A 25933-nucleotide genomic window follows, 5' to 3' on the forward strand; every position below is an offset into this window, starting at 1 on the left:
ACCTTTCGACCTGACGCACCGTCATGAGACGGTGCGCCCATGACCCCACCCGCGACGCACGCCCCGCTGCACGGCAGGACCGCCCTCGTCACCGGCGCCTCCCGGGGGATCGGGCTGGCCGTCGCGCACGCCCTGGCCCGGGCCGGGGCCGCGGTCCTGCTGACCGCGCGCGACCCGGACGGCCTGCGCGCCGCCGTCGCGGAGGTACGGGCCCGCGGCGGCCGGGCCGCCGGCCTGGCCGGATCGGTGGGCGACCCCGCGCACGGGCAGGCGTGCGTCACGCGCGCGGTCGAGGAGTTCGGCGGGGTGGACATCCTGGTCAACAACGCCGCCACCAACACGCCGCTCGGCCCGCTCGTCGACATCGACCCGGACGCCTGGCGCGACAGCTTCGCCGTCAACGTCGAAGGCCCCCTGCGGCTGGTCCAGTGCGCGTGGCGCGCCTGGATGCGGGAGCACGGCGGCACGGTGGTGAACATCTGCACCGAGGGGACCCACGGCGTCGGCCCCAACATCGGCGCCTACGGCACGAGCAAGGCCGCGCTGCTCCACCTCACCCGCCAGCTCGCGGGCGAACTCGCCCCGGCCGTCCGGGTCAACGCCGTCTCCCCCGGTCTGATCCGCACGGAGATGGCGCGCTTCGTCTGGGAGGACGCCGAGCCGCAGATCGCCGCCGGGCTGCCCCTGGGCCGGATCGGCGAGCCGGAGGACGTCGCGCGCGCCGTCCTGTGGCTGGTCTCCGACGACGCCCGGTGGATCACCGGGACGGACCTGGTGGTCGACGGCGGCACCCGGGTGCGCGGCGCGCGCACCGGGTCCGGCGCCGCCTACACCGTCCACGAGCGGCTGCGCGCGCACGGCGGGTGACCGCGCGGGACGGTGCGGGACGGTGCGGGACGGTGCGGGTGCCGGTCAGAACACCGGCGGCACGACGCAGTCGATCAGGTGCGGGCCGGGCTCGGCCAGCGCGCGCTCGAACTGGGCGGTGAACTCCTCGGCGGTGGTCGCCCGGGTCGCCGGCACGCCCATCCCCGTGGCCAGGGCGACGAAGTCGAGCGCCGGGCCGGACAGGTCGAGCAGCCGCCGGGCGCGCTCGCCCGCCGCGGCGGCGCCCACCTGCCGCAGCTCCAGGTTGAGGATCGCGTAGGAGCCGTTGTTGAACACGACGGTGGTCACGTCGAGCCCTTCGCGCGCCTGCGTCCACAGCGCCGAGACGGTGTACATCGCGCTGCCGTCCGCCTCCAGGCACACCACCGGACGGCCGGGGCAGGCGACCGCCGCGCCGGTCGCCAGCGGCAGGCCCTGGCCGATCGCGCCGCCGGTGAGGGTGAGCCAGTCGTGCCGGGGCGCCCCGGCCGTCGCGGCGGGCAGCCACAGCCCCGAGGTGTTCGCCTCGTCCACGACCACCGCGCCCTCCGGCAGCAGCGCCCCGATCGCCTGGCACGCGGCCTCGGCGGTGAGCGGGCCGGTGGGCCGCTCCGGACGCGGCCGGGCCGCGGGCGCCGGGTCCCCGTCCCCCGCGTCCCCCGCCACCTCGTCCGCGAGCCGCCGCAGCGCCGCGGTGACGTCCTCACCGGCGGCGGCCAGCTCCCGCGCCTCGCAGCCCTCCGGCACCAGGTCGCCCGGCTTGCCGGGGTAGGCGAAGAACGACACCGGTGAGCGGGCGCCGGCCAGGATCAGGTGCCGGACGCCGGCGAGCTGCGCGGCGGCGAAGTCCGCGAGGTAGGCCAGCCGCTCGACCTCCGGCAGCCCGGCGCCGCGCTCCAGCCGCGCGGGGAAGGTCTCGCAGAGCATCTTCGCCCCGGTGGCCGCCGCGATCCGGGCGGCGGCCAGCAGCCCGGCCTCCCGCGTCGCGCCGCCGCCGAGCAGGATCGCCGCGGGCTCGCCGGACCGCAGCGCCTTGGCGGCGGCCGCCACGGCCGGCTCGGACACCGGGCCCGGCCCGTCGCCGCGCAGCCGGGCGAGGGCCGTCGCGGACGGGCCCGGCTCCGACCAGGAGACGTCGGCGGGGAGGATGAGCGTGGCGACCGCGCCGTCGGACCCGCTCGACGCGGCGATGATCGCCTCGGTGGCGTCCAGCCGCAGGTCGGCGCCGTCCGTCGTCCTGCGCACCCAGCCCGAGACTGTGCCCGCGAGCGCGTCGATGTCGGATTCCAGGGGGGCGTCCAGCGGCTTGTGGGCCAGGGCGTGGTCGCCGACGATGTTGACGACGGGGCTGTGCGCCCGGCGCGCGTTGTGCAGGTTCGCCAGGCCGTTGGCGAGCCCGGGGCCCAGGTGCAGCAGGGTGCAGGCCGGCAGGCCGGTCATCCGGGCGTAGCCGTCGGCCGCGCCGGTGGCCACCCCCTCGAACAGGCAGAGCACGGCCCGCATCCGCGGGACGTCGTCGAGCGCGGCGACGAAGTGCATCTCGGACGTTCCGGGGTTGGCGAAGCACACCTCGACCCCGCCGTCGACGAGCGTACGGATCAGGGTCTGCGCGCCGTTCGGCATGGCGTTCCGCCTCTGTTCTGGTCTGCCGCGGTTCCGGGTGCGGGGGTCTGGTCACGGTCCTGGGCGCCGCGCCGTCACCGCGCCCGGCACCAGGGGCGATCCTCCCCCGCGGCCGCCCTCCGCGGTAGACCCCGCCGCCCGGTCCGCCCCGGTCAGCGCAGGACGCAGTCCCCGCACAGGCCGCCGCCCGGGACCCGGTAGTACAGGCAGCAGCTGCGCCGCACGAACCCGACCGTGGCGCGGTCCAGGGTCCCGGTGCCGTGCAGCGGCGGCTCCCGGAAGAGCCGCTCGGCGAGGTCCAGGGAGCCGCGCGCCCGCTCGGTCCGGCCGTGCGCGACGCACCAGGTGTGCAGCACCCGCAGCGAGCCGGCCAGCGCGGAGCCGGCGTTGCCCCACAGCAGGCCGTCGGCGACCGGGCCGGCCTCCCGGGTCGCGCGGTGCAGCGGGACCAGGTGCCCGGCCAGCACCGCGTCGGCGAGCTGCCCGGCGAGGTCGCCGGAGCCGGGGAGGGCCGAGGGGTGCGGCAGCCACAGCTCGTCCGGGGCGCTGAGCGCGGGGTTCCACCACAGGCGGTCGGCGGCCAGGTCGGGGACCCGGTCCGCCAGGACGGCGGCGCCCAGTGCCACCGACCACAGCCGGGCCGCCAGCCCCTGGAAGGCCAGCGAGGCGCCCACCCGCAGTTCCGGCGTGCCCAGCCGCACGGCGACGTCCGCCGCCCGCTCCCGGACGGGGTGCGGCGTGTCCGGGGCCGCGCCGGCGGCCGCGTCCGGGGCCGGTGCCCCGTAGACCTCGGCGAGCGGCCGGTAGCCGTGCGCCCGCGGCCGGCCGGGCCCGGTCCTGACGGCGAAGAACGGCCCCACTTCCGCGACATCCCGCAGCGTCCTGTCCATGTCCCGATCATGGCGCACCCGCCGGGCCGCGAACGGGCCGGGCCCGAGGCCCTATTGCCGGACCAACATCCGATCCCGACAATGCTCATGACAATGCCGAACGAACCTTCGGTCTGGAGAGGACCCCCACATGAAACGACCTCTCGTCGGTGTCTTAGCCGCCCTGCTGCTCGGCGGCGCGGCGCTGACAGGCACCGGTGCGGCGTCCGCCTCGGCCACAAGCCGGGATGCGGCGCCCGCACCTGCCGCGAAGGCGGCCGTCGCGGTCAACTTCGCCGGCACCGTGGCACTCAGCAACTGTTCGGGCTCGGTCGTCAAGATGCCGACGTCCGTGCCCACCGACCCCGCGATCGTCATGTCGAACGGGCACTGCCTGTCCGGCGGCTTCCTCGATCCGGGCGAGTCCATCGTCAACGTCGCGTCCAGCCGGACGTTCAGCCTGCTCAACTCGGCCGGGACCAAGGTCGCCACCCTGCGGGCCACCAAGATCGCGTACGCGACCATGACCGACACCGACATCTCGCTCTACCAGCTGAACACCACGTACGCCCAGATCCAGTCCAGCTACGGCATCGCGGCACTCGAACTCTCCGCGAGCCACCCCGTCGCCGGAACCGCGATCAAGGTGGTGTCCGGCTACTGGAAGCGGATCTACAGCTGCAACATCGACGCCTTCGTCTACCGGCTGCACGAGGACAGCTGGGTCTGGAAGGACTCGGTCCGCTACACCTCCGCGTGCAATACCATCGGCGGCACCTCGGGTTCCCCGGTGGTCGACGTCGCGACCGGCAAGGTCGTCGCCATCAACAACACGGGCAACGAGGACGGCGGACGCTGCACCCTCGACAACCCGTGCGAGGTGGACCAGAACGGCAACATCACCGTGCACCAGGGCATCAACTACGCCGAGCAGACGTATCTGATCACCCAGTGCGTGAGCGCCGGCAACAAGATCAACCTGAGCCTGCCGGGATGCACCCTGCCCAAGCCGTGAGCTGAGGCGGCCCCGGCACACAGCGCCGCTCCCCGGACCTGGGATCCGGGGAGCGGTGACGGCCCCGCACCCGCGCCCTTCACCCGTGCCTACGCGTCGAACCAGGTCAGCAGCTCCGCACGGTCCGCGGCCGTGAGCGGCTCCGGCGACCACCGCGGGGCGCGGTCCTTGTCGACCAGCGCGGCCCGCACGCCCTCCGTGAAATCGTGGGCGCGGGCGGTACGGCAGGCCAGCCGCAACTCCCGGTCCAGGCAGGCGCCGAGGTCGGAGTCGGCGCCGCGCCGCAGCAGCTCGAAGGTCAGGAACAGGCTCGTCGGCGACATGCGCCGCAGCCCGGCCAGCGTCTCGGCCGCCCAGTCGCCGTCCTCGGCCGCCAGCCGCTCCAGGACCTGCGGCAGGTCGGGGGCGGAGAAGCAGCGCTCGACGGCGTCCAGGTGCGCGCCGAGCTCGGAGACGGGCGGCACCACCGCGAACCGGTCGAGCGCCGCGGCCGGCTCGTCGCCGCCGGTCAGCACCGCCTCCAGCGCGGCCAGTTCGCTGGAGGGCACGTAGTGCGTGGCGAGCCCGCAGCCGACGGCGGCCGCGCCCGGGATCCGCGCGCCCGTCAGCCCCAGGTACCGGCCGACCGAGCCGGGCAGCCGGGGCAGGAAGTAGCTCGCCCCGATGTCGGGGAAGAACCCGATGGCCGTCTCGGGCATGGCCAGTGCCGCCCGCTCCGTCACCACGCGCGCCGTGCCGTGCACGGAGATGCCCAGGCCGCCGCCGAGCGCGAAGCCGTCGATGATCGCGGTGTACGGCTTGGGATACCCGGCGATCAGCGCGTCGAGCGCGTACTCCGCGGCGAAGTACTCCCGCACGGCCGCGTGGTCGCCGCGCAGGCTCGCCTCCCGGATCGTCCGGATGTCGCCGCCCGCGCAGAACGCCTTCGGCGAGGTGCTGCGGACGACGACCGACCGGATCTTGTCGTCCTCCCGCCACGCCTCCAGGGCCCCGGTCATCGCGCGGACCATGGTCAGGTCGAGCGCGTTGAGCGCCTCGGGGCGGTCCAGGGCGAGGACGCCTGTGCCGTGGGCGGCGTGCGTCTGCACGGGGAGGTACATGGTGCTCCGTGGGTTCTCCGCGGCCGCGTCGCGCGCCCGCGTCCGGTCGTGGGCCGTCCGTCGGTGATCCTCAGTCCACCCCGACAATACGCAGCACCAGCGCGCCGCCGAGCAAGGTCACCAGGGCGGTGGCCACGTACAGGCCCGGATACCCCCCGAGGTGGGCGACGATCGGCGCGGCGACGGCGGGGGCCAGCACCTGCGGCCCCGAGTTGGCGATGTTGATGACGCCGAGGTCCTTCGCGCGGTCGGCGGCGGACGGCAGCACCTGGGTGATCAGCGCCTGGCCGACGGCCAGGTACACGCCGAACCCGGCGCCCAGCACGGCGGCGGCGACCATCACGGCCGTCCAGGTGTGGGCGGCGGCCAGCAGCAGGGCCGCCACCGCCATGACCACGCTGCACACGACCACGAACACCTTGCGGCGGCCGACCCGGTCCGACGCGAAGCCCGCCGGGATCGCGGTCAGGGTCGCGGAGGCGGTGTAGATGACGGTCAGCACCAGCACGCCGGTGTCCGGGTCCGGGTGGTGCACCTCGTCGGTGAGGTAGAAGAGCAGGTAGAGCGTGCCGAGGGCGTTCCCGAGGTTGATCAGGAACCGGCTGAGCCAGGCCCAGCCGAAGTCCGGGTGGGCGCGCGGGTCCACCCACAGCCCGGTGAGCAGCGTCCGGACGCGGAGGGCGGGGCGCAGCGCGCGCGGCAGGACCGGTTCGCGGAAGCAGAGCACGTACGGCAGGGCCAGCGCGACGGCGAGCAGCGCGGTGAGCAGGTAGCCGGGACCGACGCCGGAGACGGCGGTGGTCACCAGCAGCGCACCGAGCACCAGGCCGAGGGACTGCATGATGCCCGTCCAGCCGGAGACCGCGGCGCGCTGCCCGACCGGCACCTGGTCGACCACCGGCGCCGTGACCCCGGCGAGCATCGCGTTCAGACCGCCCTGCGCCAGGCACCAGCCGGCGACGATGCCGGGCAGGGTGTGCTGCGCCGCGGTGACCAGCAGCCCGGCGGCGCCCGCGAGGGCGCCGCCGACGATCCACGGCCGGCGCCGGCCCCAGCGCCCGGTCGTGCGGTCCGACAGGGCCCCGGCCAGCGGGTTGACGACCACGGCGACGAGCGCGCCGGCGCCGGTCACCCACGCCAGGTCGGTCCCCTTGTGCGCCGCGTCGAGATGTTCCAGCTGCAGCGGCAGCAGGATCTGGATCGGGGTGAAGAAGGCCATGAACACCGCGAGGCTCGCCAGGCTCAGCGCGGCCGTCCAGCCGGCCCGCACCCGGACGGTGGGTTCGTCGAGCGCGGCCGGCGGCCGGGCGGACACCGCGCGCATGAGCCCTCCTCAGTTCACAAGAACATGAGTAGCGCTCATGTTGGCGCGAGTGTAGCCACGCCGCCCGGCCCCGCCAAGGGGTCTCACCCGGCGGCGGCCCCCGCTCCGCCGGCGCGGTGGGCGGCGATCAGGTCGCGGTACCAGGCGTACGACGCCTTCGGCGTGCGGCGCTGCGTCGCGAAGTCGACGTGCACCAGGCCGAAGCGCTGGCTGTACCCCTCGGCCCACTCGAAGTTGTCCAGCAGGGACCAGGTGAAGTAGCCGCGGACGTCCACCCCCTCCGCGACGGCCGCGGCGAGCGCGTCGAGGTGCCCGGCGAGGTAGTCGATCCGGGGCTGGTCGGCCACGGTGCCGTCCGGGGCCGGGACGTCCGCGACCGAGCAGCCGTTCTCGGTGATCGTGACCGGCGGCAGCGCCGTCCCGTACCTCTCGCGCAGGCCGACCAGGAGTTCCCGCAGGCCGTCGGGGACGACCGGCCAGCCGAAGGCCGTGCGCGGCACGCCCTCGATCTCGGCCTCGGCGAAGGGGAGGCCGGGGTCCGTGGGGGCGGCGATCCGGGTCGGGTTGTAGTAGTTGACGCCCAGGCCGTCCAGGGGCGCCCCGGCGATCAGTTCGAGGTCGCCGTCCCGGACGCTGCCCCCCAGGTCGGGCAGGACGCCGAAGGCGCCGAGGTCGGGGTAGCGGCCGAGCAGCAGCGGATCGAGGAAGAGGCGGTTGTGCAGGGCGTCGTACGCGGCGGCCGCCGCCGCGTCGGCCTCGCCGTCGCCCGCCGCCCGGACCGGGGTGAGGTTGTTGGCGATCATCACCTGCCCGCCGCGTTCGCGCAGCGCCGTCGCGGCCAGGCCGTGGCCGAGCAGCTGGTGGTGGGCGGCCGGCAGCGCGTCGAGCATCAGGGTGCGGCCGGGGGCGTGGATGCCGAGCGCGTACCCGAACACCATGTGCACGAAGGGCTCGTTGAGCGTGATCCAGGCCGGGACGCGGTCGCCGAGGCGGTCCGCGACCAGGGCCGCGTAGTCGGCGAAGCGGTACGCGGTGTCGCGGGCGAGCCAGCCGCCGCCGTCCTCCAGGGCCTGCGGGAGGTCCCAGTGGAAGAGCGTGGGCAGCGGGGTGATCCCGGCGGCCAGCAGGTCGTCCACCAGCCGGTCGTAGAAGGCGAGCCCGGCCGGGTTGACCGGCCCGCCCCCCGCCGGCTGCACCCGGGGCCACGCGATCGAGAAGCGGTAGCCGTCCAGGCCGAGGCCCCGCATCAGCGCGATGTCCTCGGCGTGCCGGTGGTAGTGGTCGCACGCGGTCCGCCCGGTGTCGCCGTTCTTGACGGCGCCGGGGCGGGCGGCGAAGACGTCCCAGACCGAGGGGCCGCGCCCGTCCTCGTCGACCGCCCCCTCGATCTGGTACGCGGCGGTGGAGACGCCCCAGCGGAAGCCTGCGTGCAGGTCGAGACGATGCGCCATGTCCGATCCCCTCCTACGTCAGAATATGAGCCATCCTCATATTAGGGCGCGTTCCGCCGGAGATCGCGGTGGATCCGTCTCTCACGGTCGGTAGACCGCGCCGGGCTCGGGGCGGGCGGGCGCGAGGAGCTGCGAGACGGTGACGAAGGTGTAGCCCTGCTTGCGGAGCTCGGTGATGATCCGCCCGACGGCCGGGATGGTGCCGGCGTACCGCTCGTGCAGCAGGATGATCCCGTCGCGCTCGGTCTGGTCGAGGACCCGCTTCGTGATCAGGGCGCTGTCCGTGGTCGAGAAGTCCTTCGCCGTCACGCTCCACAGGATCTGCGCCAGGCCCAGCTCCTTCATGATCTTCGAGACCTCGTCGTTGGTGGCACCGCCCGGCGGTCGCATGAGGGTGGGGGCACGGCCCGTCGCCTTCCTGATGTCCTCCTGGACCGGCGCGATCTCGGCGCGCACCTCGTCCGGGGTGAGCTCCGTGAGGTTCTTGTGCGACCAGGTGTGGTTCCCGATCTCGTGCCCCTCCTCGGACATCCGGCGCACGGTGGCGGGATACGTGCGGGTGTGGCCCTCCCCCTGCAGGAAGAAGGTGGCCGGCACCTTCTCGCGCTTGAGGAGGTCCAGCAGCCTGGGCGTCGGCTCGCTGGGACCGCCGTCGAAGGTGAGCGCCACGCACGTGGCGGTGCGGCAGTCCACCGGCGTCACGGGGGCGCCGCCGGCGGCGGAGGCCGCGTCCTCGCGCGCGCCCGCGGGTGACCGCACGCCGTTCAGCGTGCTGCAGGAGGTGGCGACCTGCGTCGTGAGACCGACGAGCAGCAGCGCGGCCACCGCCTTCGCGACCCGGGTGCGGGCGAGGGATCCCCCGGCACGCGCCGGACGGCGGACGGCGGCGGGAAGCGCGGGACTCATACAGATCCTCTCGGTGCTGCAGTGCGGCGGTGCGGTGGTGCCGCGGTGCCGCTGCGCTGCGTGATGTGGCGTCCGGTCCGGACGGGTGGGATGCGATCCGACTATCGCATCTCCGCACCGACCACGGTACGGACCTGCCCGGGGCACACCGCGCGAGCGGCCGTCCGGCAGAGTGGCCCCATGCGCGAACACCCTCCGACCGCCGGCTCCGCCGCTCCCGCCACCGTCCGCCGCACCCCGGTGCAGCGCCGCAGTGCCGAACGGGTCGAGCGCATCCTCGGCGCGTGCGCGGCGCTGCTGGACGAGGTCGGCTACACCGCGCTGACCACGAAGGAGGTGGCCCGCCGGGCCGAGGTGCCGATCGGCACCCTTTACCAGTTCTTCCCCGGCAAGGACGGGCTGCTCGGCGCGCTCGCCGCCCGCAACCTGGAGCGCTACACCGACCGGCTGTCGCGCCGGATGGCGGCCGAGTCCCCCCGGGACGTCGCCGCCCTGGTGGACCTGGCCGTCGAGGAGTTCGTCGCGATGCGGCGGGCGGTGCCGGGGTTCGGCGTCGTCGACTTCGGCGCCGTGGGCCGCGAGGACCCCGCCGCCCGGCACCTGCTCGACACCGAGCTGGACAACAACACCGCCGTCGCCGACCGGCTGTGGGCCCTCACCGACGGCCTGCTGGACCCCGCCACGTCCCGGCTGGCCGGTCGCGTCGCCCTGGAGTGCGCCGACGCCGTCCTGCGGCTCGCGTTCCGCACCGACCCGGACGGCGACCCCGCGCTGATCTCCGAGTGCAAGCGGGTGCTGCGCCGCTATCTCACGGGTCGGACGGAGTGAGGCGGGAGGGCACGTGCGGCGGCCCGCGCTGCTAGGGTCGGCGTGAGCCGTGACTGGCGCTTGGATGGGACCGACCATCGGGGAGCGGCTCCGTCTCCTGACGATGTGATGCCGCGCGCCTGGGCCGTCCCCTTCTCCTCCAGGAGGCCCGCATGGCCGCAGAACCGTCGTCCTTCAGCATCAAGCCCGGCGAATCCACCGAGTCCACCGCCTTCCGCAGCGCCCTGGACGTCATCCGGGCCGTGGAGCCGCGCGTCGCGGACGCCATCGGCGCCGAGGTCGAGGACCAGCGCGCCCAGCTCAAGCTCATCGCCAGCGAGAACTACGCCTCCCCCGCCGTCCTGCTGACCATGGGCAACTGGTTCAGCGACAAGTACGCCGAGGGCACCGTCGGCCGCCGCTTCTACGCGGGCTGCCGCAACGTCGACACCGTCGAGGCGCTCGCGGCCGAGCACGCCCGCGAGCTGTTCGGCGCGAGCCACGCCTACGTCCAGCCGCACTCGGGCATCGACGCCAACCTGGTCGCCTTCTGGTCGGTGCTCGCCCAGCGGGTGGAGAGCCCGGCGCTGGAGCGGGCGAAGGTCCGGCACGTCAACGACCTGAGTGAGCGGGACTGGGCGGCGCTGCGCCGCGAGCTCGGGGACCAGCGGATGCTGGGCATGTCGCTCGACGCGGGCGGCCACCTGACCCACGGCTTCCGGCCCAACATCTCGGGCAAGATGTTCGACCAGCGCAGCTACGGCACCGACCCGGCGACCGGGCTGCTGGACTACGACGCGCTGCGCGAGACCGCGCGCGAGTTCCGCCCGCTCATCCTCGTCGCCGGCTACTCCGCCTACCCGCGGCTGGTCAACTTCCGCATCATGCGGGAGATCGCCGAGGAGGTCGGCGCGACGCTGATGGTCGACATGGCGCACTTCGCGGGCCTGGTCGCGGGCAAGGTGCTCACCGGCGACTTCGACCCGGTGCCGCACGCCAACATCGTCACGACCACCACCCACAAGTCGCTGCGCGGCCCGCGCGGCGGCATGGTCCTGTGCGACGCCGAGCTGGCCGAGCACGTGGACCGCGGCTGCCCCATGGTGCTCGGCGGCCCGCTGCCGCACGTGATGGCCGCCAAGGCGGTGGCGCTCGCCGAGGCGCGCAGGCCCGACTTCCAGGACTACGCCCGGCGCATCGTCGACAACGCCTCCGCCCTGGCCGAGGGGCTGCTGCGGCGCGGCGCCTCGCTGGTGACCGGCGGCACCGACAACCACCTGGTGCTCGCCGACGTCTCCGGCTACGGACTCACCGGCCGCCAGGCCGAGGCCGCGCTGCTGGACGCGGGCATCGTCACCAACCGCAACTCCGTCCCGCAGGACCCGAACGGCGCCTGGTACACCTCCGGCGTCCGCATCGGCACCCCGGCCCTCACCACCCGCGGGCTCGGCGTGCGGGAGATGGACGAGGTCGCGGGCCTGATCGACACCGTGCTCGCCAACACCCGCCCCGGCACGACCGCCGCCGGCACCCCGTCCAAGGCGAGCCACGTGCTCGACGCGTCGGTGGCCGACCAGGTCGCCGCGCGCTCCGCCGAACTGCTCGCCGGCTTCCCGCTCTACCCGGGCGTCGACCTCAGCGAGGGCTGAGCCGGGTCGCCCTCCCCCGGCAACGGCGGCGCCACCTGCCGCACTCCCCAGCGGAGACCGAGGCCGGGACAGGGATCGAGCCCGTCACCGCCCCCGCATGACGTGGCAGCGGCCCGGCCGGGAGACCCCGACCGGGCCGCTGCCGGAGAACCGGTGCCGCCCTACCTGCTGCGGGCGTACTTGCGGCTGATCGCGTTGTAGACGCCCTGGGCCTCGGGGCCCAGGTGCGGGCCTGCCAGCCAGGTGTCGTCGGCCGGGCCGATCGACGTGTTCGACACCAGGGCGGTCCTGCCGTTCGGCATCGTGGCGAACCAGCCGCCGCCGGAGGAACCGCCGGTCATCGTGCAGCCGATCCGGTACTCGGTCGGCATGCTGGGGCTCATCGACAGCCGGCCGGGCTTGCCGATGCAGTCGAACATCCGGGCGCCGTCGTACGGCGCCGCCTGCGGGTAGCCCCAGGCGCCGATGCCGCTGAACAGCGTCGGCGACGGGGCGCCGAACCACACCGGCAGTGAGGCGCCGACGGTCTCCTGCAGCGACTTGCCGCCGCCGTTCTCCGGCTGCACGTGCAGCACCGCGAAGTCGTACGGCGAGCCGCCGCCCCCGGAGTGGGTGCCGGTGGCGATCCACTGCGAGGAGGTCTGCGCCCAGTCGGCCCACCAGGCGCCGTACGGGGTGCGGTTGCGCTGCGGCGAGTTGTAGACCCGCGAGGCCGCCAGGCCGTTGTCGTTGTACGACGGGACGAACATGATGTTGCGGTACCAGCCGCCGGTGGAGCCGGCGTGGACGCAGTGGCCGGCCGTCCAGACGAGGTTGGACTTGCCGGGGTGCGCCGGGTCGTCGACGACGGTGCCGGAGCAGACCTTCGGTCCGGTGGGGCTGTCGAAGAAGATCTTGCCGACCGGTGCCGCGTGCTGGTGGTACGGGCGGGCGACCTCCTTGGCCGCCACCGGGCGCGGGGCGGGGTCGGTGGTCCCCTGGTCCGAGCCGAAGTTCGTCTGGACGGTGTTGGTGTTGTCCTTCGCCTCGGACATCCGGGTCGGCTTCCACAGGTCCTTGATGACCGGGTTGGCGAAGTCGGCCGCCTCACGCGCCCACTTGTCCCAGTTCTTCCAGTCGCCCTGCTTCCACTTCTCCAGGTCCTTGATGCTGGTGGGCAGACCCTTGGGAAGCTTCGCGGCGGTGCCGGTGTCCGCCGTGGCCGGGGTGCTGGCAGCCGCGGTCGGCTTCGCCGCCGCGTCGCTGTCGTCAGGGCCGCAGGCGGTGGCGGTGAGTGCGAGCAGCGCGGTCACCGCCGCCGCTGTGCGGGCGGACCGTCGTATGGATGGCATTGAGTTGTTCCCCCATGTACGTGCTTCTCTGTGCGTTTCCTGTGTCGCCCCCACCGGGGGCGGCCCCCACTATGCCGCCCCTCCGCCGGAATTCGATCAGCGGGCCGTCGTTGTCACAGAACCGTTTCACGGTGCGCGCAATCCTCACGTCCCGTAGACCGGCTGCGGCGGTTCCGCGTCCGCCAGCAGCTTCAGCGCGGTCTCTCCGGCCTCAGCCGGGGTCCACCGGGCGCCCTTGTCGGCCGTCGGTCCCGGCCGCCAGCCCTCCATGACGGTGATCCGGCCGGCCTCCGTCTCGAAGACCCGCCCGGTGACGGCGGCCGAGGCCGCGGAGCCGAGCCAGACGACCAGCGGGGAGACGTTCTCCGGCGCCATGGCGTCGAAGGCGTCGCCGCCGGGCGCGGCCATGGTCTCGGCGAAGGCCCGCTCGGTCATCCGGGTACGGGCGGCGGGCGCGATGGCGTTGACGCGGACGCCGTAGCGGGCCATCTCGGCCGCGGCGACGAGTGTCAGGCCGATGATCCCGGCCTTGGCCGCCGCGTAGTTGCCCTGCCCGACGCTGCCCAGCAGTCCCGCCCCCGAGCTGGTGTTGACCACCCGGGCGTCGGGCACGCGCCCCGCCTTCGCCTCGGCGCGCCAGTGCGCGGCGGCGTGCTTGAGCGGCAGGAAGTGGCCCGTGAGATGGACGCGCAGCACCGCGTCCCAGTCGTCCTCGTCGAGGTTGACGAGCATCCGGTCGCGCAGGAACCCGGCGTTGTTGACGAGGGTGTCGAGCCGGCCGAACGCGTCGACCGCGGTGGCGATCAGGGCGGCCGCCCCGGCCGCGGTCGCGATGTCGTCGCCGTTGGCGACCGCTTCGCCGCCCCGCGCCCGGATCTCGTCCACGACCTGCTGGGCCGGACCCGTCGAGCCCCCCGCGCCGTCGAGGCCGACCCCGAGGTCGTTGACGACGACGCGCGCGCCCTCAGCCGCGAAGGCGAGGGCGTGGGCGCGGCCGAGACCGCGGCCCGCTCCGGTGACGACGGCGACCCGGCCCGCGCAGATTCCGGCTTCGGTCATGTCAGCTCTCCTTGTTCGCGGTCGACGGTGGCGTGGGTGGTGGCGGTGAGGTGAGCCGCACCGGTGACGCGGCGGGCGGCGGTGCGTCCCGGTTGGCGGTGGCGGCGTCGAGGAAGGCGGGGCGCTCGCCGCCGCCGTGCACGAGCAGGCTCGCGCCGGTGATGTACGCGGCACGGTCCGAGGCGAGGAAGACGCAGGCGTCGCCGACCTCCGCGGGCTCGGCCAGCCGCCCGGCGGGCACGGTGCGGCCGACGGCCGCGATGCCGGCGTCGTCCCCGTAGTGCAGATGGGACAGCTCGGTGCGGACCATGCCGAGGACCAGGGTGTTGACGCGGACCGCGGGCGCCCACTCGACGGCCATGGAGCGCGCGAGGCTGTCCAGGCCCGCCTTGGCGGCGCCGTAGGCGGCGGTGCCGGGCGACGGGCGGCCGCCGCTGACGCTGCCGATCATGAGGATCGAGCCGCCGCCCCGCTGCCCGCGCATCACCTCGTAGGCGGCCAGCGACGCGGTGAGCGGGGTGGTGAGGTTGAGTTCGAAGACCCGTGCGTGCCGGGCGGAGCCGCCGTCGGCGAGGAGCCGGAAGGGCGTGCCGCCCGCGTTGTTGACCAGGGTGTCCAACCGCCCGTGCTCGTCCTCGACCCGTGCGAAGAACGCGTCGACGGCCTCCGGGTCCCGCAGGTCGAGGGGGAGGAAGCGGGCCGTGCGGCCCTCGGCCGTGACCGGTTCGTCCGGCGGCCGGCGGGCGCAGAGCACCACCTCGGCGCCCGCCTCCAGGAAGGCGCGGGCGATCCCCGCGCCGACGCCCCGCGTGCCGCCGGTGACGACGGCGACGCGTCCGGACAGATCGACGGTGACCGTCAACTGGCACCTCCCGCGGCGCTCGTTCCGCTGCTACCTTCTACCTAACAAATGTTTGGTGGAAAGGTAGCTGATCCTCATCATGGGTGTCTCCACCTCGGCCCCGCAAGACGGAATCACCGTCATCACCGTCGACTTCCCGCCCGTCAACGCCCTCCCGGTGCAGGGGTGGTTCGACCTGGCCCACGCGCTGCGCGAGGCCGGCGCCGATCCGGCCGTGCGCTGCGTCGTGCTCACCGCCGCGGGCCGCGGCTTCAACGCGGGCGTCGACATCAAGGAGATGCAGCGCACCCCCGGACACCAGGCGCTGATCGGCGCCAACCACGGCTGCGCCGAGGCGTTCGGCGCGGTCTACGACTGCGAGGTGCCGGTCGTCGCCGCCGTGCACGGCTTCTGCCTGGGCGGCGGCATCGGCCTGGTGGGCAACGCCGACGCGATCGTGGCCAGCGACGACGCGACGTTCGGGCTGCCGGAGCTGGACCGGGGCGCGCTGGGGGCCGCCACCCACCTGTCCCGGCTCGTCCCCCAGCACCTCATGCGCGCCCTGTACTTCACCTCCCGCACCGCCACCGCCCAGGAGCTGTACCGGCACGGCTCGGTCTGGGAGGTCGTGCCGCGCGAGAAGGTGCTGGACGCCGCCCTCGCGCTGGCCCGCGAGATCGCGGCCAAGGACGGTGAGCTGCTGCGGCTGGCCAAGGCCGCCATCAACGGCATCGACCCGGTGGACGTCCGCCGCAGCTACCGCTTCGAGCAGGGCTTCACCTTCGAGGCCAACCTCAGCGGCCTCGCCGACCGCCACCGCGACGCGTTCGTGTCCGGGACCACGGCACCATCAGCCCCCGTGAAGGAGGAGCGGTGAGCAGGGACAAGACCATGACCGCCGAGCAGGTCGTCGGCCGGCTGGAGAGCGGGATGACGCTCGGCATCGGCGGCTGGGGCTCGCGCCGCAAGCCGATGGCGCTGATCCGCGCGCTGCTCCGCTCCGACGTCACGGACCTGACCGTGGTCTCCTACGGCGGCCCCGACGTCGGGCTGCTGGCCGCCGCGGGAAAGATCCGCAAACTCGTCGCGGCCTTCACCACCCTGGACTCGATCCCGCTGGAACCGCACTTCCGGGCCGCCCGCGAGAGCGCCGCCTTCGAACTGACGGAGCTGGACGAGGCGATGTTCATGTGGGGGCTGACCGCGGCCGTGCACCGGCTGCCCTTCCTGCCGATCCGGGCCGGCCTCGGCTCGGACCTGATGCGCGTCAACCCCGGCCTGCGCACGGTCGTCTCCCCCTACGAGGACGGCGAGGAACTGGTGGCCGTGCCCGCGCTGCGGCTCGACGCCGCCCTGGTGCACCTCAACCGGGCCGACGCTTTCGGCAACGGCCAGTACCTGGGCCCCGACCCGTACTTCGACGACCTGTTCTGCGAGGCGGCCGACGCCGCCTACGTCAGCTGCGAGCGCATCGTCGACAGCGCCGAGCTGCTGCGGGCCGGCGCTCCGCAGACGCTGCTGGTCAAGCGGTACGCGGTCACCGGCGTCGTGGAGAGTCCGAACGGCGCGCACTTCACCTCCTGCGCCCCGGACTACGGGCGGGACGAGGCGTTCCAGAGCGCGTACGCCAAGGCCGCCGCCGACCCCGCCGCCTGGCGGGAGTTCACCGAGCGCTTCCTGTCCGGCGACGAGGACACCTACCAGGCCGCGGTGGCGGCGTTCGCGAGGGAGGGCGCATGAGCGGGCCGAAGACGGCGGCGGGCGTGACCCGCGCCGAGTACTGCGTGGTGGCGTGCGCCGAGGCGTGGCGCGGTGACGGCGAGATCCTCGCCAGCCCGATGGGCACCGTGCCCGCCATCGGCGCCCGGCTGGCGAAGCTCACCTTCTCGCCCGACCTGCTGCTCACCGACGGCGAGGCGATGCTGATCGGCGACGTCCCGGCGGTCGGGGCCGCGTCGGAGCTGGTCGAGGGGTGGCTGCCGTACCGCCAGCACCTGGCGATGGTCACCGGCGGCAAGCGGCACGTGATGATGGGCGCCAGCCAGGTCGACCGGTTCGGCAACCAGAACATCTCCTGCATCGGCGACTGGGAGCGCCCCGGACGCCAACTGCTGGGATCGCGCGGCGCCCCCGTCAACACCCTGAACAACCCGACCAGTTACTGGGTGCCGCGGCACTCCACCCGGGTCTTCGTCGCCCACGTCGACATGGTCAGCGGGGTCGGCTACGACCGGGCGGCCGCCGCCGGCAAGACCGCGACCCGGTTCCACGAGATCCGCCGCGTCGTCTCCGACCTCGCCGTCCTCGACTTCGACACCCCGGACCGGTCGATGCGGCTGCGCTCCCTGCACCCGGGCGTGAGCGTGGAGCAGGTGCGGGAGGCCACCGGCTTCCCGCTCGTGATCCCCGACGACGTGCCGCCCACCCGTGAGCCGACGGACGAGGAACTGCGGCTGATCCGCGAGGTGCTCGACCCCCGGGGCCTGCGCGACCGCGAGGTGCGGGCATGAGTGCGGCGCCCGGCCACGCCCCATCGCCGTTCGCGACGGCCCTGACCGAACTGGTCGGCGTGCGGTACCCGATCGTGCAGACCGGGATGGGCTGGGTGGCCGGCCCCCGGCTGGTCTCCGCCACGGCGAACGCGGGGGCGCTGGGCATCCTCGCCTCCGCCACCATGACGACGGAGCAACTGCGCTCCGCCGTGCGGGAGGTCAGGTCGCGGACCGACGCGCCGTTCGGCGTCAATCTGCGGGCGGACGCGGGCGACGCCCCGGAGCGGGTCGGGATCCTGATCGAGGAGGGGGTGCGGGTCGCGTCCTTCGCCCTGGCGCCGTCCCGCGAGCTGATCGCCCGCCTCAAGGACGCGGGCGTCGTCGTCATCCCGTCCATCGGCGCCCGCCGCCACGCCGAGAAGGTCGAGGCGTGGGGCGCCGACGCCGTCCTGGTGCAGGGCGGCGAGGGCGGCGGCCACACCGGGAACGTCGCCACGACGGTGCTGCTCCCGCAGGTCGTGGACGCCGTCGGCATCCCCGTCGTCGCCGCCGGGGGCTTCTTCGACGGCCGCGGGCTCGTCGCCGCCCTGGCCTACGGGGCGGCCGGGATCGCGATGGGCACCCGCTTCCTGCTCACCTCCGACAGCACCGTCCCGGACGCGGTCAAGGCCCGCTATCTGGCGGCGTCGGTGCAGGACGTCACCGTCACCACCAAGGTCGACGGCCTGCCGCACCGGATGCTGCGCTCGGAGCTGGTCGACGCCCTGGAGCGCTCCGGGCGGCCCGCCGCCCTGCTGCGCGCCCTGCGGCACGCGGCCGGGCTCAAGCGCGACTCCGGGCTCGGCTGGCGGCAGATGGTCCGCGACGGGCTCGCGATGAAGCACGGCAAGGAGCTGACCTGGAGCCAGGTGCTGCTGGCCGCCAACACTCCGATGATGCTCAAGGCGTCGATGGTCGAGGGCCGTACCGACCTCGGCGTGATGGCCTCGGGCCAGGTCGCGGGGGTGATCGAGGACCTGCCGTCGTGCGCGGAACTCGTCGGCCGGATCATGGCGGAGGCCCGGACAGCGCTCGGCGCGCTGCCGGGAGCGCGGGCGCCGGTGCACTGAGACAGCGGCAGTCAAGCCCCCGGCCCGGTCGCGTCAGGTCGCGTCAGGTCAGGAACCCGCCGCGAGCCAGTCGTCGATCTCCTTGCGCAGCCGCGCCTTGGTCCCGTCCGGCGCGAAGGAGGCGTCCACCCCCGCGCGCGCCAGTTCCGCCAGGACCGTGTCGTCGTAGCCGAAGGCGTCCCTGACCAGCTCGTACTCGCGGGCCAGGGACACGTTGATCATCGACGGGATGTCGGTGCTGAGCGTGACGAACAGCCCGGCCGCGCGCATCCGCTCCAGCGGGTGCGCGCGCAGCGACGCCGCGAACCCCAGGGCGACGTTCGACGACGGGCACACCTCCAGCGGGATCCGCCGCTCCCGCACCTCCGCGACGAGGGCCTCGTCGTCCAGGACCCGGATGCCGTGGCCGATCCGCTCCGCCCCGCCGGCGTCCAGGGCCGCTCGGACGCTCTCGGGCCCGCAGGCCTCGCCCGCGTGGTGCACGAGGTGCAGCCCCGCCTCGCGGGCGGCGGCGAAGACCTCCGCGAACGGTTCGACCGGGTGCGCCTCGTCGCCCGCGACCCCGATGCCCACCACCCCTGCCCCGGCGTACCGTTCGGCCAGTTCCAGGGTGCGCCAGGCGCGCTCCACCGAGCGGCGGCGGGAGTGGTCGAGCAGGACCCGGCATTCGATGCCGAACGCCTCCTGGCCCGCCGCCAGTCCCTCCAGCACGCTCACCAGCGGCATGTCGAGGTCGCCCAGCCGCTCGCCGTGGCCGGCGGCGGTGAACGACACCTCCGCCCAGCGGGTGCCGTTCGCGGCCTCGTCCTGGCAGAACTCGTAGGCGATCCGGTGGAAGTCCGCCGGGCGGCGCAGGCACGAGCGGACCAGGTCGTTCTGGGCGAAGAAGTCCGCGAAGCCCGTGAAGGCGTGCCCGCCGTCCACCAGGTGCGCGGGGATCTCCACACCGTTCGCGGCGCCGATCTCCGCCAGGGTCGGCCACCGCACGGTGCTCTCCAGGTGGACGTGCAGGTGGGCTTTGGGAAGCGTGCGCAGGTCACGTGCCGCGGCGGTCGTCGACGTCATACCGGGCAGCCTGCCACCGGCCGTGCGGGGGCGTCGAACGAATTGCCGCCGCCCCCGTGCGGCCCTACAGGCGCTCGATGATGGTGACGTTGGCCTGGCCGCCGCCCTCGCACATGGTCTGCAGGCCGTACCGGCCGCCGGTGCGCTCCAGTTCGTGCAGCAGCGTCGTCATCAGCTTGGTACCGGTGGCGCCGAGCGGGTGGCCCAGCGCGATGGCGCCGCCGTTGACGTTGACCTTCCCGGGGTCGGCGCCGGTCTCCTTGAGCCAGGCGAGCACGACGGGGGCGAACGCCTCGTTGATCTCCACCAGGTCGATGTCGTCCATCGACAGCCCGGTCTTCTTCAGTGCGTACGCCGTCGCGGGGATCGGCGCGGAGAGCATCCTGATCGGGTCCTCGCCCCGGCACGACAGGTGGTGGACGCGGGCGCGCGGGGTGAGGCCGTGCTCGGCGACCGCGCGCTCGGAGGCGAGCAGCATCGCCGAGGCGCCGTCGGAGACCTGGGACGAGACCGCGGCGGTGATCCGGCCGCCCTCGACCACCGGTTTCAGGGCCGCCATCTTCTCCAGGCCGGTGTCCCGGCGCGGCCCCTCATCGGTGGTCACCTCGCCGTACGCGACGAGTTCACGGTCGAACCGCCCCTCGTCGATGGCGCGCAGCGCCCGCTGGTGGGAGCGCAGCGCCAGCTCCTCCATCGCCTCGCGGGTGATGCCCCACTTGTCGGCGATCAGCTCGGCGCCGTGGAACTGGTTGACCGGCTGGTCGCCGTAGCGGGCCCGCCACCCCAGCGAGCCCGCGAACGGCCCCTCGGTCAGCCCGAGCGGTTCCGCCGCCTGCCGGCTGGCGAACGCGATGGGGATCATCGACATGTTCTGCGTGCCACCGGCCACCACCAGGTCGCTGGTGCCGGAGAGCACCGCCTGGGCGGCGAAGTGCACGGCCTGCTGCGAGGAGCCGCACTGCCGGTCCACGGTCACCCCCGGCACCTCCTCCGGCAGGCCCGCCGCCAGCCAGGCCGTCCTGGCGATGTCGCCGGCCTGCGGGCCGACGGTGTCCAGGCAGCCGAACACCACGTCCTCGACGGCCGCCGGGTCGACGCCCGAGCGCTCCATGAGCGCCTTGAGGACGTGCGCCCCGAGGTCGGCCGGGTGCACGGCGGACAGCCCGCCCCTGCGCCGGCCGATCGGGGTGCGGAGCGCTTCGACGATGTAGGCCTCGGCCATGACTGCTCCTCGCGGTGATTGTCGCTTTGTCTATGTCAACTCCGGACGGCCACGCCGTCCAGCACCATCGACAGGTACTGCCGGGCGATCTCCTCCGGGCTGTGCTGTCCGCCCGGCCGGTACCAGGAGGCCGCGACCCAGACGGTGTCGCGGACGAAGCGGTAGGTGAGCCGGACGTCGAGGTCGGCGCGGAAGACCCCGGCGGCCACCCCGCGCTCCAGCGTCCCCAGCCAGGCCCGTTCGAACTTCACCTGCGAGTCGGCCAAGTAGCCGAAGCGCGGCTGGGCGGCCAGGTGCCTGGCCTCCTTCTGGTAGATCGCCACGGCCGCCCGGTGCCGGTCGATCTCCTTGAAGGACTGCGTGACCAGGGCCTCGATCGTCTCCCGGGGCCCGAGGCCGGCGGCCAGCACCTCGTCGTACCCGGCCCACAGCTCGTTGAGGAAGGTCGAGAGGATCTCGTCGACCATCGACTCCTTGGAGTCGAAGTGGTAGTAGAGGCTGCCCGCGAGCATCCCCGCCTCGTCCGCGATCCGCCGGACGGTCGTCGCGTTGTACCCCTGCGCGGCGAACACTTCCGCCGCGGTCGCCAGGAGTTCGCCGCGCCGCTCGGGGGCCGCGCTCACCGCCGCCTTCTTGCCGCTCGTGGCGCCCCTGCCGCTCTTGCCGGTCCCGCTGCTCGTGCCGGTCCCGCTGCTCGTGTTCTTCCCGCTGCTCTTCTGCACCCGGTCATTCTCGCCTCACGCGTGCTGGCTGCTGGCCGACACGGTCTCGCCGGTCAGGTACGAGGAGTAGCCGCTGGCCAGGAAGACGATCACGTTGGCGATCTCCCACGGCTCGGCGTACCGCCCGTAGGCCTCCCGCTCGGTCAGTTCGGCGAGCAGTTCGGGAGTGGTGACCTTCACCAGGTGCGGGTGCATGGCCAGGCTGGGCGCGACCGCGTTGACCCGGACCCCGTACGCGGCCGCCTCGACGGCGGCGCACCGGGTGAGCGCCATGACGCCCGCCTTGGCGGCGGCGTAGTGCGCCTGCCCGGTCTGGGCGCGCCAGCCCACGACGGAGGCGTTGTTGACGATGACGCCGCCGGTGCCGGCCGCCTTCATGCGGCGCAGGGCCGCGCGGGTGCAGCGGAACGTGCCGCCGAGGGTGACGTCGAGGACCGCGGACCACTGCTCGTCCGTCATGTCGACGAGGGCGGCGGTGCCGCCCAGGCCCGCGTTGTTGACCAGGACGTCCAGCCGCCCGTGCCGCTCCTCGGCGAGATCCAGCAGCGCGGCGACGTCGTCCTCGCTGGTGACGTCGCAGGCCAGGCCGGCCACCCGGTCCGCCCCGAACTCCGCCGCCAGAGACTCGGCGGACTCCTTGACGCGGCGCGGGTGCGCGTCGCCGATGACGATGCTCGCGCCCTCCTCCAGCAGCCGGCGCGCGGTGGCGCCGCCGATCCCGGCGCCCGCCGCCGCGGTGACGACGGCGGTGCGCCCGGCCAGGAGGTCGCGGCCCTGCGGATACGGGGGCGGAACGCCCAGGTTCGCGGTCATACGCGGGACTCCTCCTCGGCGGCTTCATCCTCGACGGCTGACGGGGCGTAGGTTAATCTACCAAACACTTGTTAGGGAAGGATCGTCAGGGGAGGACGGAATCCGATGGACCTCGACTTCACGCCCGGCGAGGACGCGTTCCGGGCCGAGGCCCGGACCTGGCTCGCCGCGCACGTCCCCGCCACCGCACTGCCCTCGCTGGAGACCGCCGAGGGCTTCGCCGCCCACCGGGAGTGGGAGCGCGAACTCGCCGCCGACCGCTGGTCAGTGGTGTCCTGGCCGCAGGAGTACGGCGGCCGGGGCGCGTCGGTCCTGCGCTGGCTGGTGTTCGAGGAGGAGTACTACGCGGCGGGCGCACCCGGCCGCGTCAGCCAGAACGGCATCAACCTGCTCGCCCCGACCCTCTTCGAGCACGGCACCGACGAACAGCGCGCCCGCGTCCTGCCGGCCATGGCCAGCGGCGCGACGATCTGGGCGCAGGCCTGGTCCGAACCGGAGGCGGGCAGCGACCTGGCCTCGCTGCGCTCCACGGCCACCCGCGCCGACGGCGGCTGGCTGCTGAACGGCCAGAAGACCTGGTCGTCCCGCGCGGCCTTCGCCGACCGCGCGTTCGGGCTCTTCCGCAGCGATCCGGCGGCCGACCGGCCGCACCGCGGTCTGACATACCTGATGTTCGCCCTGGACGCGCCGGGCGTGACCGTCCGGCCCATCGGGCGGCTCGACGGCAAGCCCGCCTTCGCCGAACTCTTCCTGGACGACGTCTTCGTCCCCGACGAGGACGTCATCGGCGCCCCGGGCCAGGGCTGGCGGGTCGCGATGAGCACCGCGGGCAACGAGCGCGGCCTCACCCTGCGCAGCCCCGGCCGCTTCCTGGCCGCCGCCGACCGGCTGACCGCCCTGTGGCGGGAGCGGGCGGAGCCCGGCGACACCGCGCTGCGCGACCGCGTCGCCGACGCCGTGATCGGCGCCCGCGCCTACCAGCTCTTCACCTTCGCCAACGCCTCCCGCCTGGCGGAGGGCGGGGACCTGGGCGCCGAGTCCAGCCTCAACAAGGTCTTCTGGTCGGAGCTCGACATCCGGCTGCACGAGACCGCCCTCGACCTGCTCGGCGCCGACGGCGAGCTGACCGGCGGCGAGCCGGCCGACGGGGACGGCGGCTGGGCGGAGGGCTACGTCTTCGCGCTGGCCGGGCCGATCTACGCGGGCACCAACGAGATCCAGCGCGACATCATCGCCGAGCGGCTGCTCGGCCTCCCGAAGGGACGCCGGTGATGCGGTTCCTGCTCGACACCGAACAGACCGAGTTCGTCCGCACCCTGGACCGGCTGCTGACCGCGGCGGACACCCCGGCCACCGTCCGCGCCTGGGCGGCGGGCGACCACGCTCCGGGCCGCGCCCTGTGGGAACGGCTCGCCGCGACCGGGGTGCTCGCCCTGGCCGTGCCCGAGGAGTACGACGGCCTCGGACGGCTCCCCGTCGAACTCGCCGCCGCCTTCGTGGAGCTCGGCCGGCACGCGGTGCCGGGCCCGCTGGCGGAGACCGTCGCGCTCTGCGCGCTCCTGCGGAGCCTCGCGGAGCGCGCGCCCGCGAAGGAGTGGCTGCCGCGCATCGCCTCCGGCGAGGTGCTCGTCACGCTGGCACCGGCCGGCGCGTACGCCCTCGACGCGGATGCCGCCGACGCGGTGTTCCACCTCGGCGCGGACGGCCTGGCCGTCGGGGGCGGGCACGGGCCGGTCCGCACCTCGCTCGACCCCGCCCGCCGGCTCGCCCGCCCGGCCGGGGGCGACCTGCTCGCGGCCGACGGCCCCGCCCTGCGGGAGGCGGTGCGCGAGGCGGCCGACTGGGCGGCCTTCGCCACCGCCGCGCAGGCCCTGGGGGTCGGCCTCGCCCTGCTCGGGCGCACGGTGGCCCACGCGAAGGAACGGACCCAGTTCGGCACCGCCATCGGCGGCTTCCAGGCCGTCAAGCACCAGCTCGCGAACGCCCTCGTCGGTCTGGAGTTCGCCCGGCCGCTGCTGTACGGCGCGGCGGTGGCGCTGGCCGCCGGCTCGCCCGGCGCGGGCCGCGAGGTCGCGGCCGCCAAGGTCGCCTGCGGCGAGGCCGCGTACGCGGCGGCGCGGACCGCGCTGCAGCTGCACGGCGCGATCGGCTACACCGCGGAGTACGACCTGTCGCTGTGGATCGGCAAGGCGCGGGCGCTGCGCACGGCGTGGGGGACGCCGTCGGAGTGCCGGGCGCGCGTGCTGTCCGGGTAGCCCGGCGCCGGGCGCGCGGGCCACTCGAACACCTGGGCGCCGTTGCCCGTCCCCCGCGGGATCTGCTTCAGTCCTCTGGTCACATTTGGTGGCCAACTGGGCTCAGCAGGGGGAGATATGAAACTACGTCAGCTGTTCGTTTCCTTGGTGGCGGGGGCGCTCCTCGCCACCACCGCCACTGTCGCCGCCGCCGCGCCGGCGGAGGCCGGCACCGCACGCACGGAATGCTCGGCGACGTTCTACCAGGGCGACCCGCGACTGGGGCCCGAGGTGCTGCCCACCCGGGGGGCGGTCGGGCGCGAGCTGGCCGGGTACCACCGGACGGGGAAGCTGTCCGCACCGGCGTTCCTGGCGCGGTACAACACCGGCACCGGGTGGATATACCCGCCGCAGAACGGCTACGTCATCGGGCCCGACGGCCGGCCCGTCGAGTGGCAGCAGACGCTGCGCCCGGGCCAGGACATCGACCGGTTCGGCAGTGAGTACGGTTCCTTCCTCGCGCCCGAGGGCCTGCCGTACGCCAACCGCTCCATACCGCCGCAGAGCCTGGACGGCGTCCCCGCCGCCGGTTGCAATTACCACGACTACCGCGTCCTGAAGGCCTTCGCCGTGGACGCGGGGCCGATCGCGCCCTGGTTCGCACAGCCCGGCTACGGACTCCAGTACCAGTTGGACGCGGCGCTCGTGCCCGGCGCCCCCGCCACCATCAACGTCATGTGGCTGGTCGCCAACGGCTATCTCCAACGGCTCGTCTAGCCGGAGAAGTTGGTCACCGAAGGTGAGGGGCCACAACCGACGGTAGCCGACCGGCCCCCGGCCGGCCTTCGGCGGGCGGCCGGAAGGTGCCCGACAGGGCGCTGTACAGGAGCGTTTCCACGGTAAACAGATGACATGCGAGCGGAAATCCGCGGCTCGGACGGCGGCGTCGAAGGCGTCACCGACGATGACGCTCGGTGACGGATGCCGCGATGAACTCAGCAGATGGCCGCGCGGGACCCCACCGGCCGCCTACCGGGCGGTACTCCGGGACGGCCGCCCGGAAGAAAGGCCACCGGTTGGGAGGACCGCAGGGGCCTTGGAGGGGCCATACTGGGGGTAATGACGAAATCAGCCGTGACCCGCCGCCACCTGCCCGCCAGCCCCTTCCGGATTCCGGTCGCCCCTCCCGTCGAGAACTTCGAGGTGGGTGACCGGGTAACGCACGACGTCTACGGACTCGGCCGAATCATCGGTGTCGAGGACGAGGTCGCCGTGCTGGCCGACTTCGGTTCCCGCCAGGTACGGATCATCAAGCCGTACTCGAAGGTGACCAAGCTCTGAGCTTCCTGGCCGCGCACCGCAAGGTCGCGGCCAGGATCCTCTCCGCCCGCCGCCCCGCGTCCCCGTGACCTCCGGGACGGCCCGACTTCCGGC

Annotated in this window: 25 protein-coding genes and 1 riboswitch; of the genes, 12 read left to right on the forward strand and 13 right to left on the reverse strand. The window is 74.1% G+C overall.

The window, feature by feature from the left end; all coding sequences use genetic code 11:
• Positions 1-39: 39 nt before the first annotated feature.
• The gene (locus tag ABZ721_RS22490; protein WP_358790442.1) at positions 40-867 is read left to right on the forward strand and encodes an SDR family oxidoreductase; all 828 of its coding nucleotides are present in this window, start codon (positions 40-42) and stop codon (positions 865-867) included.
• Between the two features lie 45 nt (positions 868-912).
• Here ABZ721_RS22490 and ABZ721_RS22495 read toward each other — a convergent pair whose 3' ends face one another.
• Together ABZ721_RS22495 and ABZ721_RS22500 are read right to left on the reverse strand one after the other, a co-directional pair.
• On the reverse strand, positions 913-2490 hold the full coding sequence (locus ABZ721_RS22495; RefSeq protein WP_358790443.1) for an acetolactate synthase large subunit: 1578 nt from the start codon (positions 2488-2490) through the stop codon (positions 913-915).
• A 152-nt stretch (positions 2491-2642) separates the two neighbouring features.
• Entirely contained in the window at positions 2643-3380 is a 738-nt protein-coding gene (locus tag ABZ721_RS22500; RefSeq protein WP_358790444.1) for a (2Fe-2S)-binding protein, read from the reverse strand.
• Positions 3381-3510: 130 nt separating this feature from the next.
• Here ABZ721_RS22500 and ABZ721_RS22505 point away from each other — a divergent pair, with 130 nt between their 5' ends.
• A complete protein-coding gene (locus ABZ721_RS22505; protein ID WP_358790445.1) occupies positions 3511-4374 on the forward strand; it encodes a serine protease in 864 nt (287 codons plus the stop codon).
• Positions 4375-4463: 89 nt separating this feature from the next.
• On the opposite strand, the gene ABZ721_RS22510 is transcribed toward ABZ721_RS22505, so the two are convergent.
• The 4 genes from ABZ721_RS22510 to ABZ721_RS22525 form a co-directional block, all read right to left on the reverse strand.
• Complete coding sequence (locus ABZ721_RS22510) at positions 4464-5474, reverse strand: enoyl-CoA hydratase/isomerase family protein (RefSeq protein WP_358790446.1); 1011 nt, start codon at positions 5472-5474, stop codon at positions 4464-4466.
• A 70-nt stretch (positions 5475-5544) separates the two neighbouring features.
• Positions 5545-6798: an MFS transporter gene (locus ABZ721_RS22515; protein WP_358790447.1), complete on the reverse strand. Its 1254-nt coding sequence runs from the start codon at positions 6796-6798 to the stop codon at positions 5545-5547.
• Positions 6799-6881: 83 nt separating this feature from the next.
• Positions 6882-8249, reverse strand: coding sequence for a GH1 family beta-glucosidase (locus ABZ721_RS22520; RefSeq protein WP_358790448.1), 1368 nt, complete (start codon positions 8247-8249; stop codon positions 6882-6884).
• Between the two features lie 81 nt (positions 8250-8330).
• Positions 8331-9155: a polysaccharide deacetylase family protein gene (locus ABZ721_RS22525; protein WP_358790449.1), complete on the reverse strand. Its 825-nt coding sequence runs from the start codon at positions 9153-9155 to the stop codon at positions 8331-8333.
• Positions 9156-9335: 180 nt separating this feature from the next.
• Between ABZ721_RS22525 and ABZ721_RS22530 the strand changes: the two genes are divergently transcribed.
• Complete coding sequence (locus ABZ721_RS22530) at positions 9336-9983, forward strand: TetR/AcrR family transcriptional regulator (protein ID WP_358790450.1); 648 nt, start codon at positions 9336-9338, stop codon at positions 9981-9983.
• 39 nt (positions 9984-10022) lie between these two features.
• Positions 10023-10115, forward strand: a riboswitch (ZMP/ZTP riboswitch).
• 20 nt (positions 10116-10135) lie between these two features.
• Positions 10136-11611 (forward strand): glycine hydroxymethyltransferase, encoded by a 1476-nt coding sequence (locus tag ABZ721_RS22535; protein ID WP_358790451.1) that lies wholly within the window; start codon positions 10136-10138, stop codon positions 11609-11611.
• Between the two features lie 161 nt (positions 11612-11772).
• Here ABZ721_RS22535 and ABZ721_RS22540 read toward each other — a convergent pair whose 3' ends face one another.
• The 3 genes from ABZ721_RS22540 to ABZ721_RS22550 all read right to left on the reverse strand — a co-directional run bounded on the left by ABZ721_RS22540 (position 11773) and on the right by ABZ721_RS22550 (position 14863).
• Positions 11773-12942 carry a hypothetical protein gene (locus ABZ721_RS22540; RefSeq protein ID WP_358790452.1) on the reverse strand — a complete coding sequence of 390 codons (1170 nt, stop codon included), beginning with the start codon at positions 12940-12942 and terminating at the stop codon, positions 11773-11775.
• Positions 12943-13086: 144 nt separating this feature from the next.
• Positions 13087-14001 (reverse strand): SDR family oxidoreductase, encoded by a 915-nt coding sequence (locus ABZ721_RS22545; RefSeq protein ID WP_358790453.1) that lies wholly within the window; start codon positions 13999-14001, stop codon positions 13087-13089.
• A 1-nt stretch (position 14002) separates the two neighbouring features.
• Positions 14003-14863 carry an SDR family oxidoreductase gene (locus ABZ721_RS22550; protein ID WP_358790454.1) on the reverse strand — a complete coding sequence of 287 codons (861 nt, stop codon included), beginning with the start codon at positions 14861-14863 and terminating at the stop codon, positions 14003-14005.
• A 79-nt stretch (positions 14864-14942) separates the two neighbouring features.
• On the opposite strand from ABZ721_RS22550, the gene ABZ721_RS22555 reads away from it, so the two are divergent.
• From ABZ721_RS22555 to ABZ721_RS22570, 4 genes are read left to right on the forward strand one after another with little or no spacing between them, the layout of a single operon-like run.
• Positions 14943-15719: an enoyl-CoA hydratase family protein gene (locus ABZ721_RS22555; RefSeq protein WP_358790455.1), complete on the forward strand. Its 777-nt coding sequence runs from the start codon at positions 14943-14945 to the stop codon at positions 15717-15719.
• Between the two features lie 14 nt (positions 15720-15733).
• Entirely contained in the window at positions 15734-16582 is an 849-nt protein-coding gene (locus tag ABZ721_RS22560) for a CoA-transferase (protein ID WP_358790519.1), read from the forward strand.
• Positions 16579-17352 (forward strand): CoA-transferase, encoded by a 774-nt coding sequence (locus ABZ721_RS22565; RefSeq protein WP_358790456.1) that lies wholly within the window; start codon positions 16579-16581, stop codon positions 17350-17352. Before ABZ721_RS22560 ends, ABZ721_RS22565 begins: the two co-directional genes overlap by 4 nt.
• On the forward strand, positions 17349-18443 hold the full coding sequence (locus ABZ721_RS22570) for a nitronate monooxygenase (protein ID WP_358790457.1): 1095 nt from the start codon (positions 17349-17351) through the stop codon (positions 18441-18443). Before ABZ721_RS22565 ends, ABZ721_RS22570 begins: the two co-directional genes overlap by 4 nt.
• A 48-nt stretch (positions 18444-18491) precedes the next feature.
• Here ABZ721_RS22570 and add read toward each other — a convergent pair whose 3' ends face one another.
• From add to ABZ721_RS22590, 4 genes are all read right to left on the reverse strand, one after another.
• Positions 18492-19508: an adenosine deaminase gene (add, locus tag ABZ721_RS22575; RefSeq protein WP_358790458.1), complete on the reverse strand. Its 1017-nt coding sequence runs from the start codon at positions 19506-19508 to the stop codon at positions 18492-18494.
• A gap of 64 nt (positions 19509-19572) precedes the next feature.
• Positions 19573-20730, reverse strand: a complete 1158-nt coding sequence (locus ABZ721_RS22580; RefSeq protein WP_358790459.1) for an acetyl-CoA C-acetyltransferase — start codon at positions 20728-20730, stop codon at positions 19573-19575.
• A gap of 35 nt (positions 20731-20765) precedes the next feature.
• Positions 20766-21353 (reverse strand): TetR/AcrR family transcriptional regulator, encoded by a 588-nt coding sequence (locus ABZ721_RS22585; protein ID WP_269270782.1) that lies wholly within the window; start codon positions 21351-21353, stop codon positions 20766-20768.
• A gap of 114 nt (positions 21354-21467) precedes the next feature.
• Positions 21468-22265 (reverse strand): SDR family oxidoreductase, encoded by a 798-nt coding sequence (locus ABZ721_RS22590; protein WP_358790460.1) that lies wholly within the window; start codon positions 22263-22265, stop codon positions 21468-21470.
• A gap of 105 nt (positions 22266-22370) precedes the next feature.
• Here ABZ721_RS22590 and ABZ721_RS22595 point away from each other — a divergent pair, with 105 nt between their 5' ends.
• From ABZ721_RS22595 to ABZ721_RS22610, 4 genes are all read left to right on the forward strand, one after another.
• The gene (locus tag ABZ721_RS22595) at positions 22371-23537 is read left to right on the forward strand and encodes an acyl-CoA dehydrogenase family protein (protein WP_358790461.1); all 1167 of its coding nucleotides are present in this window, start codon (positions 22371-22373) and stop codon (positions 23535-23537) included.
• Positions 23537-24520 (forward strand): acyl-CoA dehydrogenase family protein, encoded by a 984-nt coding sequence (locus ABZ721_RS22600; RefSeq protein ID WP_358790462.1) that lies wholly within the window; start codon positions 23537-23539, stop codon positions 24518-24520. The genes ABZ721_RS22595 and ABZ721_RS22600 overlap by 1 nt, the downstream gene beginning before the upstream one ends.
• A 117-nt stretch (positions 24521-24637) precedes the next feature.
• Positions 24638-25276, forward strand: coding sequence for a TNT domain-containing protein (locus ABZ721_RS22605; RefSeq protein ID WP_358790463.1), 639 nt, complete (start codon positions 24638-24640; stop codon positions 25274-25276).
• 342 nt (positions 25277-25618) lie between these two features.
• Positions 25619-25840: a hypothetical protein gene (locus ABZ721_RS22610; protein ID WP_138354203.1), complete on the forward strand. Its 222-nt coding sequence runs from the start codon at positions 25619-25621 to the stop codon at positions 25838-25840.
• The last annotated feature ends 93 nt before the right edge of the window (positions 25841-25933 follow it).

This window comes from Streptomyces sp. NPDC006733, from assembly GCF_040636125.1.
Classification (GTDB): Bacteria; Actinomycetota; Actinomycetes; order Streptomycetales; family Streptomycetaceae; genus Actinacidiphila.

Excerpts from the sequence above, each read along its gene's own strand:
- ABZ721_RS22605 (WP_358790463.1), top strand. The coding sequence starts at position 24,638 with ATGAAACTACGTCAGCTGTTCGTTTCCTTGGTGGCGGGGGCGCTCCTC.
- ABZ721_RS22570 (WP_358790457.1), top strand. The coding sequence starts at position 17,349 with ATGAGTGCGGCGCCCGGCCACGCCCCATCGCCGTTCGCGACGGCCCTG.
- ABZ721_RS22490 (WP_358790442.1), top strand. The coding sequence starts at position 40 with ATGACCCCACCCGCGACGCACGCCCCGCTGCACGGCAGGACCGCCCTC.
- ABZ721_RS22500 (WP_358790444.1), bottom strand. The coding sequence starts at position 3,380 with ATGGACAGGACGCTGCGGGATGTCGCGGAAGTGGGGCCGTTCTTCGCC.
- ABZ721_RS22525 (WP_358790449.1), bottom strand. The coding sequence starts at position 9,155 with ATGAGTCCCGCGCTTCCCGCCGCCGTCCGCCGTCCGGCGCGTGCCGGG.
- ABZ721_RS22595 (WP_358790461.1), top strand. The coding sequence starts at position 22,371 with ATGGACCTCGACTTCACGCCCGGCGAGGACGCGTTCCGGGCCGAGGCC.
- ABZ721_RS22510 (WP_358790446.1), bottom strand. The coding sequence starts at position 5,474 with ATGTACCTCCCCGTGCAGACGCACGCCGCCCACGGCACAGGCGTCCTC.
- ABZ721_RS22495 (WP_358790443.1), bottom strand. The coding sequence starts at position 2,490 with ATGCCGAACGGCGCGCAGACCCTGATCCGTACGCTCGTCGACGGCGGG.
- ABZ721_RS22530 (WP_358790450.1), top strand. The coding sequence starts at position 9,336 with ATGCGCGAACACCCTCCGACCGCCGGCTCCGCCGCTCCCGCCACCGTC.
- ABZ721_RS22515 (WP_358790447.1), bottom strand. The coding sequence starts at position 6,798 with ATGCGCGCGGTGTCCGCCCGGCCGCCGGCCGCGCTCGACGAACCCACC.
- ABZ721_RS22540 (WP_358790452.1), bottom strand. The coding sequence starts at position 12,942 with ATGCCATCCATACGACGGTCCGCCCGCACAGCGGCGGCGGTGACCGCG.
- add (WP_358790458.1), bottom strand. The coding sequence starts at position 19,508 with ATGACGTCGACGACCGCCGCGGCACGTGACCTGCGCACGCTTCCCAAA.
- ABZ721_RS22555 (WP_358790455.1), top strand. The coding sequence starts at position 14,943 with ATGGGTGTCTCCACCTCGGCCCCGCAAGACGGAATCACCGTCATCACC.
- ABZ721_RS22560 (WP_358790519.1), top strand. The coding sequence starts at position 15,734 with ATGACCGCCGAGCAGGTCGTCGGCCGGCTGGAGAGCGGGATGACGCTC.
- ABZ721_RS22610 (WP_138354203.1), top strand. The coding sequence starts at position 25,619 with ATGACGAAATCAGCCGTGACCCGCCGCCACCTGCCCGCCAGCCCCTTC.
- ABZ721_RS22590 (WP_358790460.1), bottom strand. The coding sequence starts at position 22,265 with ATGACCGCGAACCTGGGCGTTCCGCCCCCGTATCCGCAGGGCCGCGAC.
- ABZ721_RS22505 (WP_358790445.1), top strand. The coding sequence starts at position 3,511 with ATGAAACGACCTCTCGTCGGTGTCTTAGCCGCCCTGCTGCTCGGCGGC.
- ABZ721_RS22565 (WP_358790456.1), top strand. The coding sequence starts at position 16,579 with ATGAGCGGGCCGAAGACGGCGGCGGGCGTGACCCGCGCCGAGTACTGC.
- ABZ721_RS22580 (WP_358790459.1), bottom strand. The coding sequence starts at position 20,730 with ATGGCCGAGGCCTACATCGTCGAAGCGCTCCGCACCCCGATCGGCCGG.
- ABZ721_RS22545 (WP_358790453.1), bottom strand. The coding sequence starts at position 14,001 with ATGACCGAAGCCGGAATCTGCGCGGGCCGGGTCGCCGTCGTCACCGGA.
- ABZ721_RS22520 (WP_358790448.1), bottom strand. The coding sequence starts at position 8,249 with ATGGCGCATCGTCTCGACCTGCACGCAGGCTTCCGCTGGGGCGTCTCC.
- ABZ721_RS22535 (WP_358790451.1), top strand. The coding sequence starts at position 10,136 with ATGGCCGCAGAACCGTCGTCCTTCAGCATCAAGCCCGGCGAATCCACC.
- ABZ721_RS22600 (WP_358790462.1), top strand. The coding sequence starts at position 23,537 with ATGCGGTTCCTGCTCGACACCGAACAGACCGAGTTCGTCCGCACCCTG.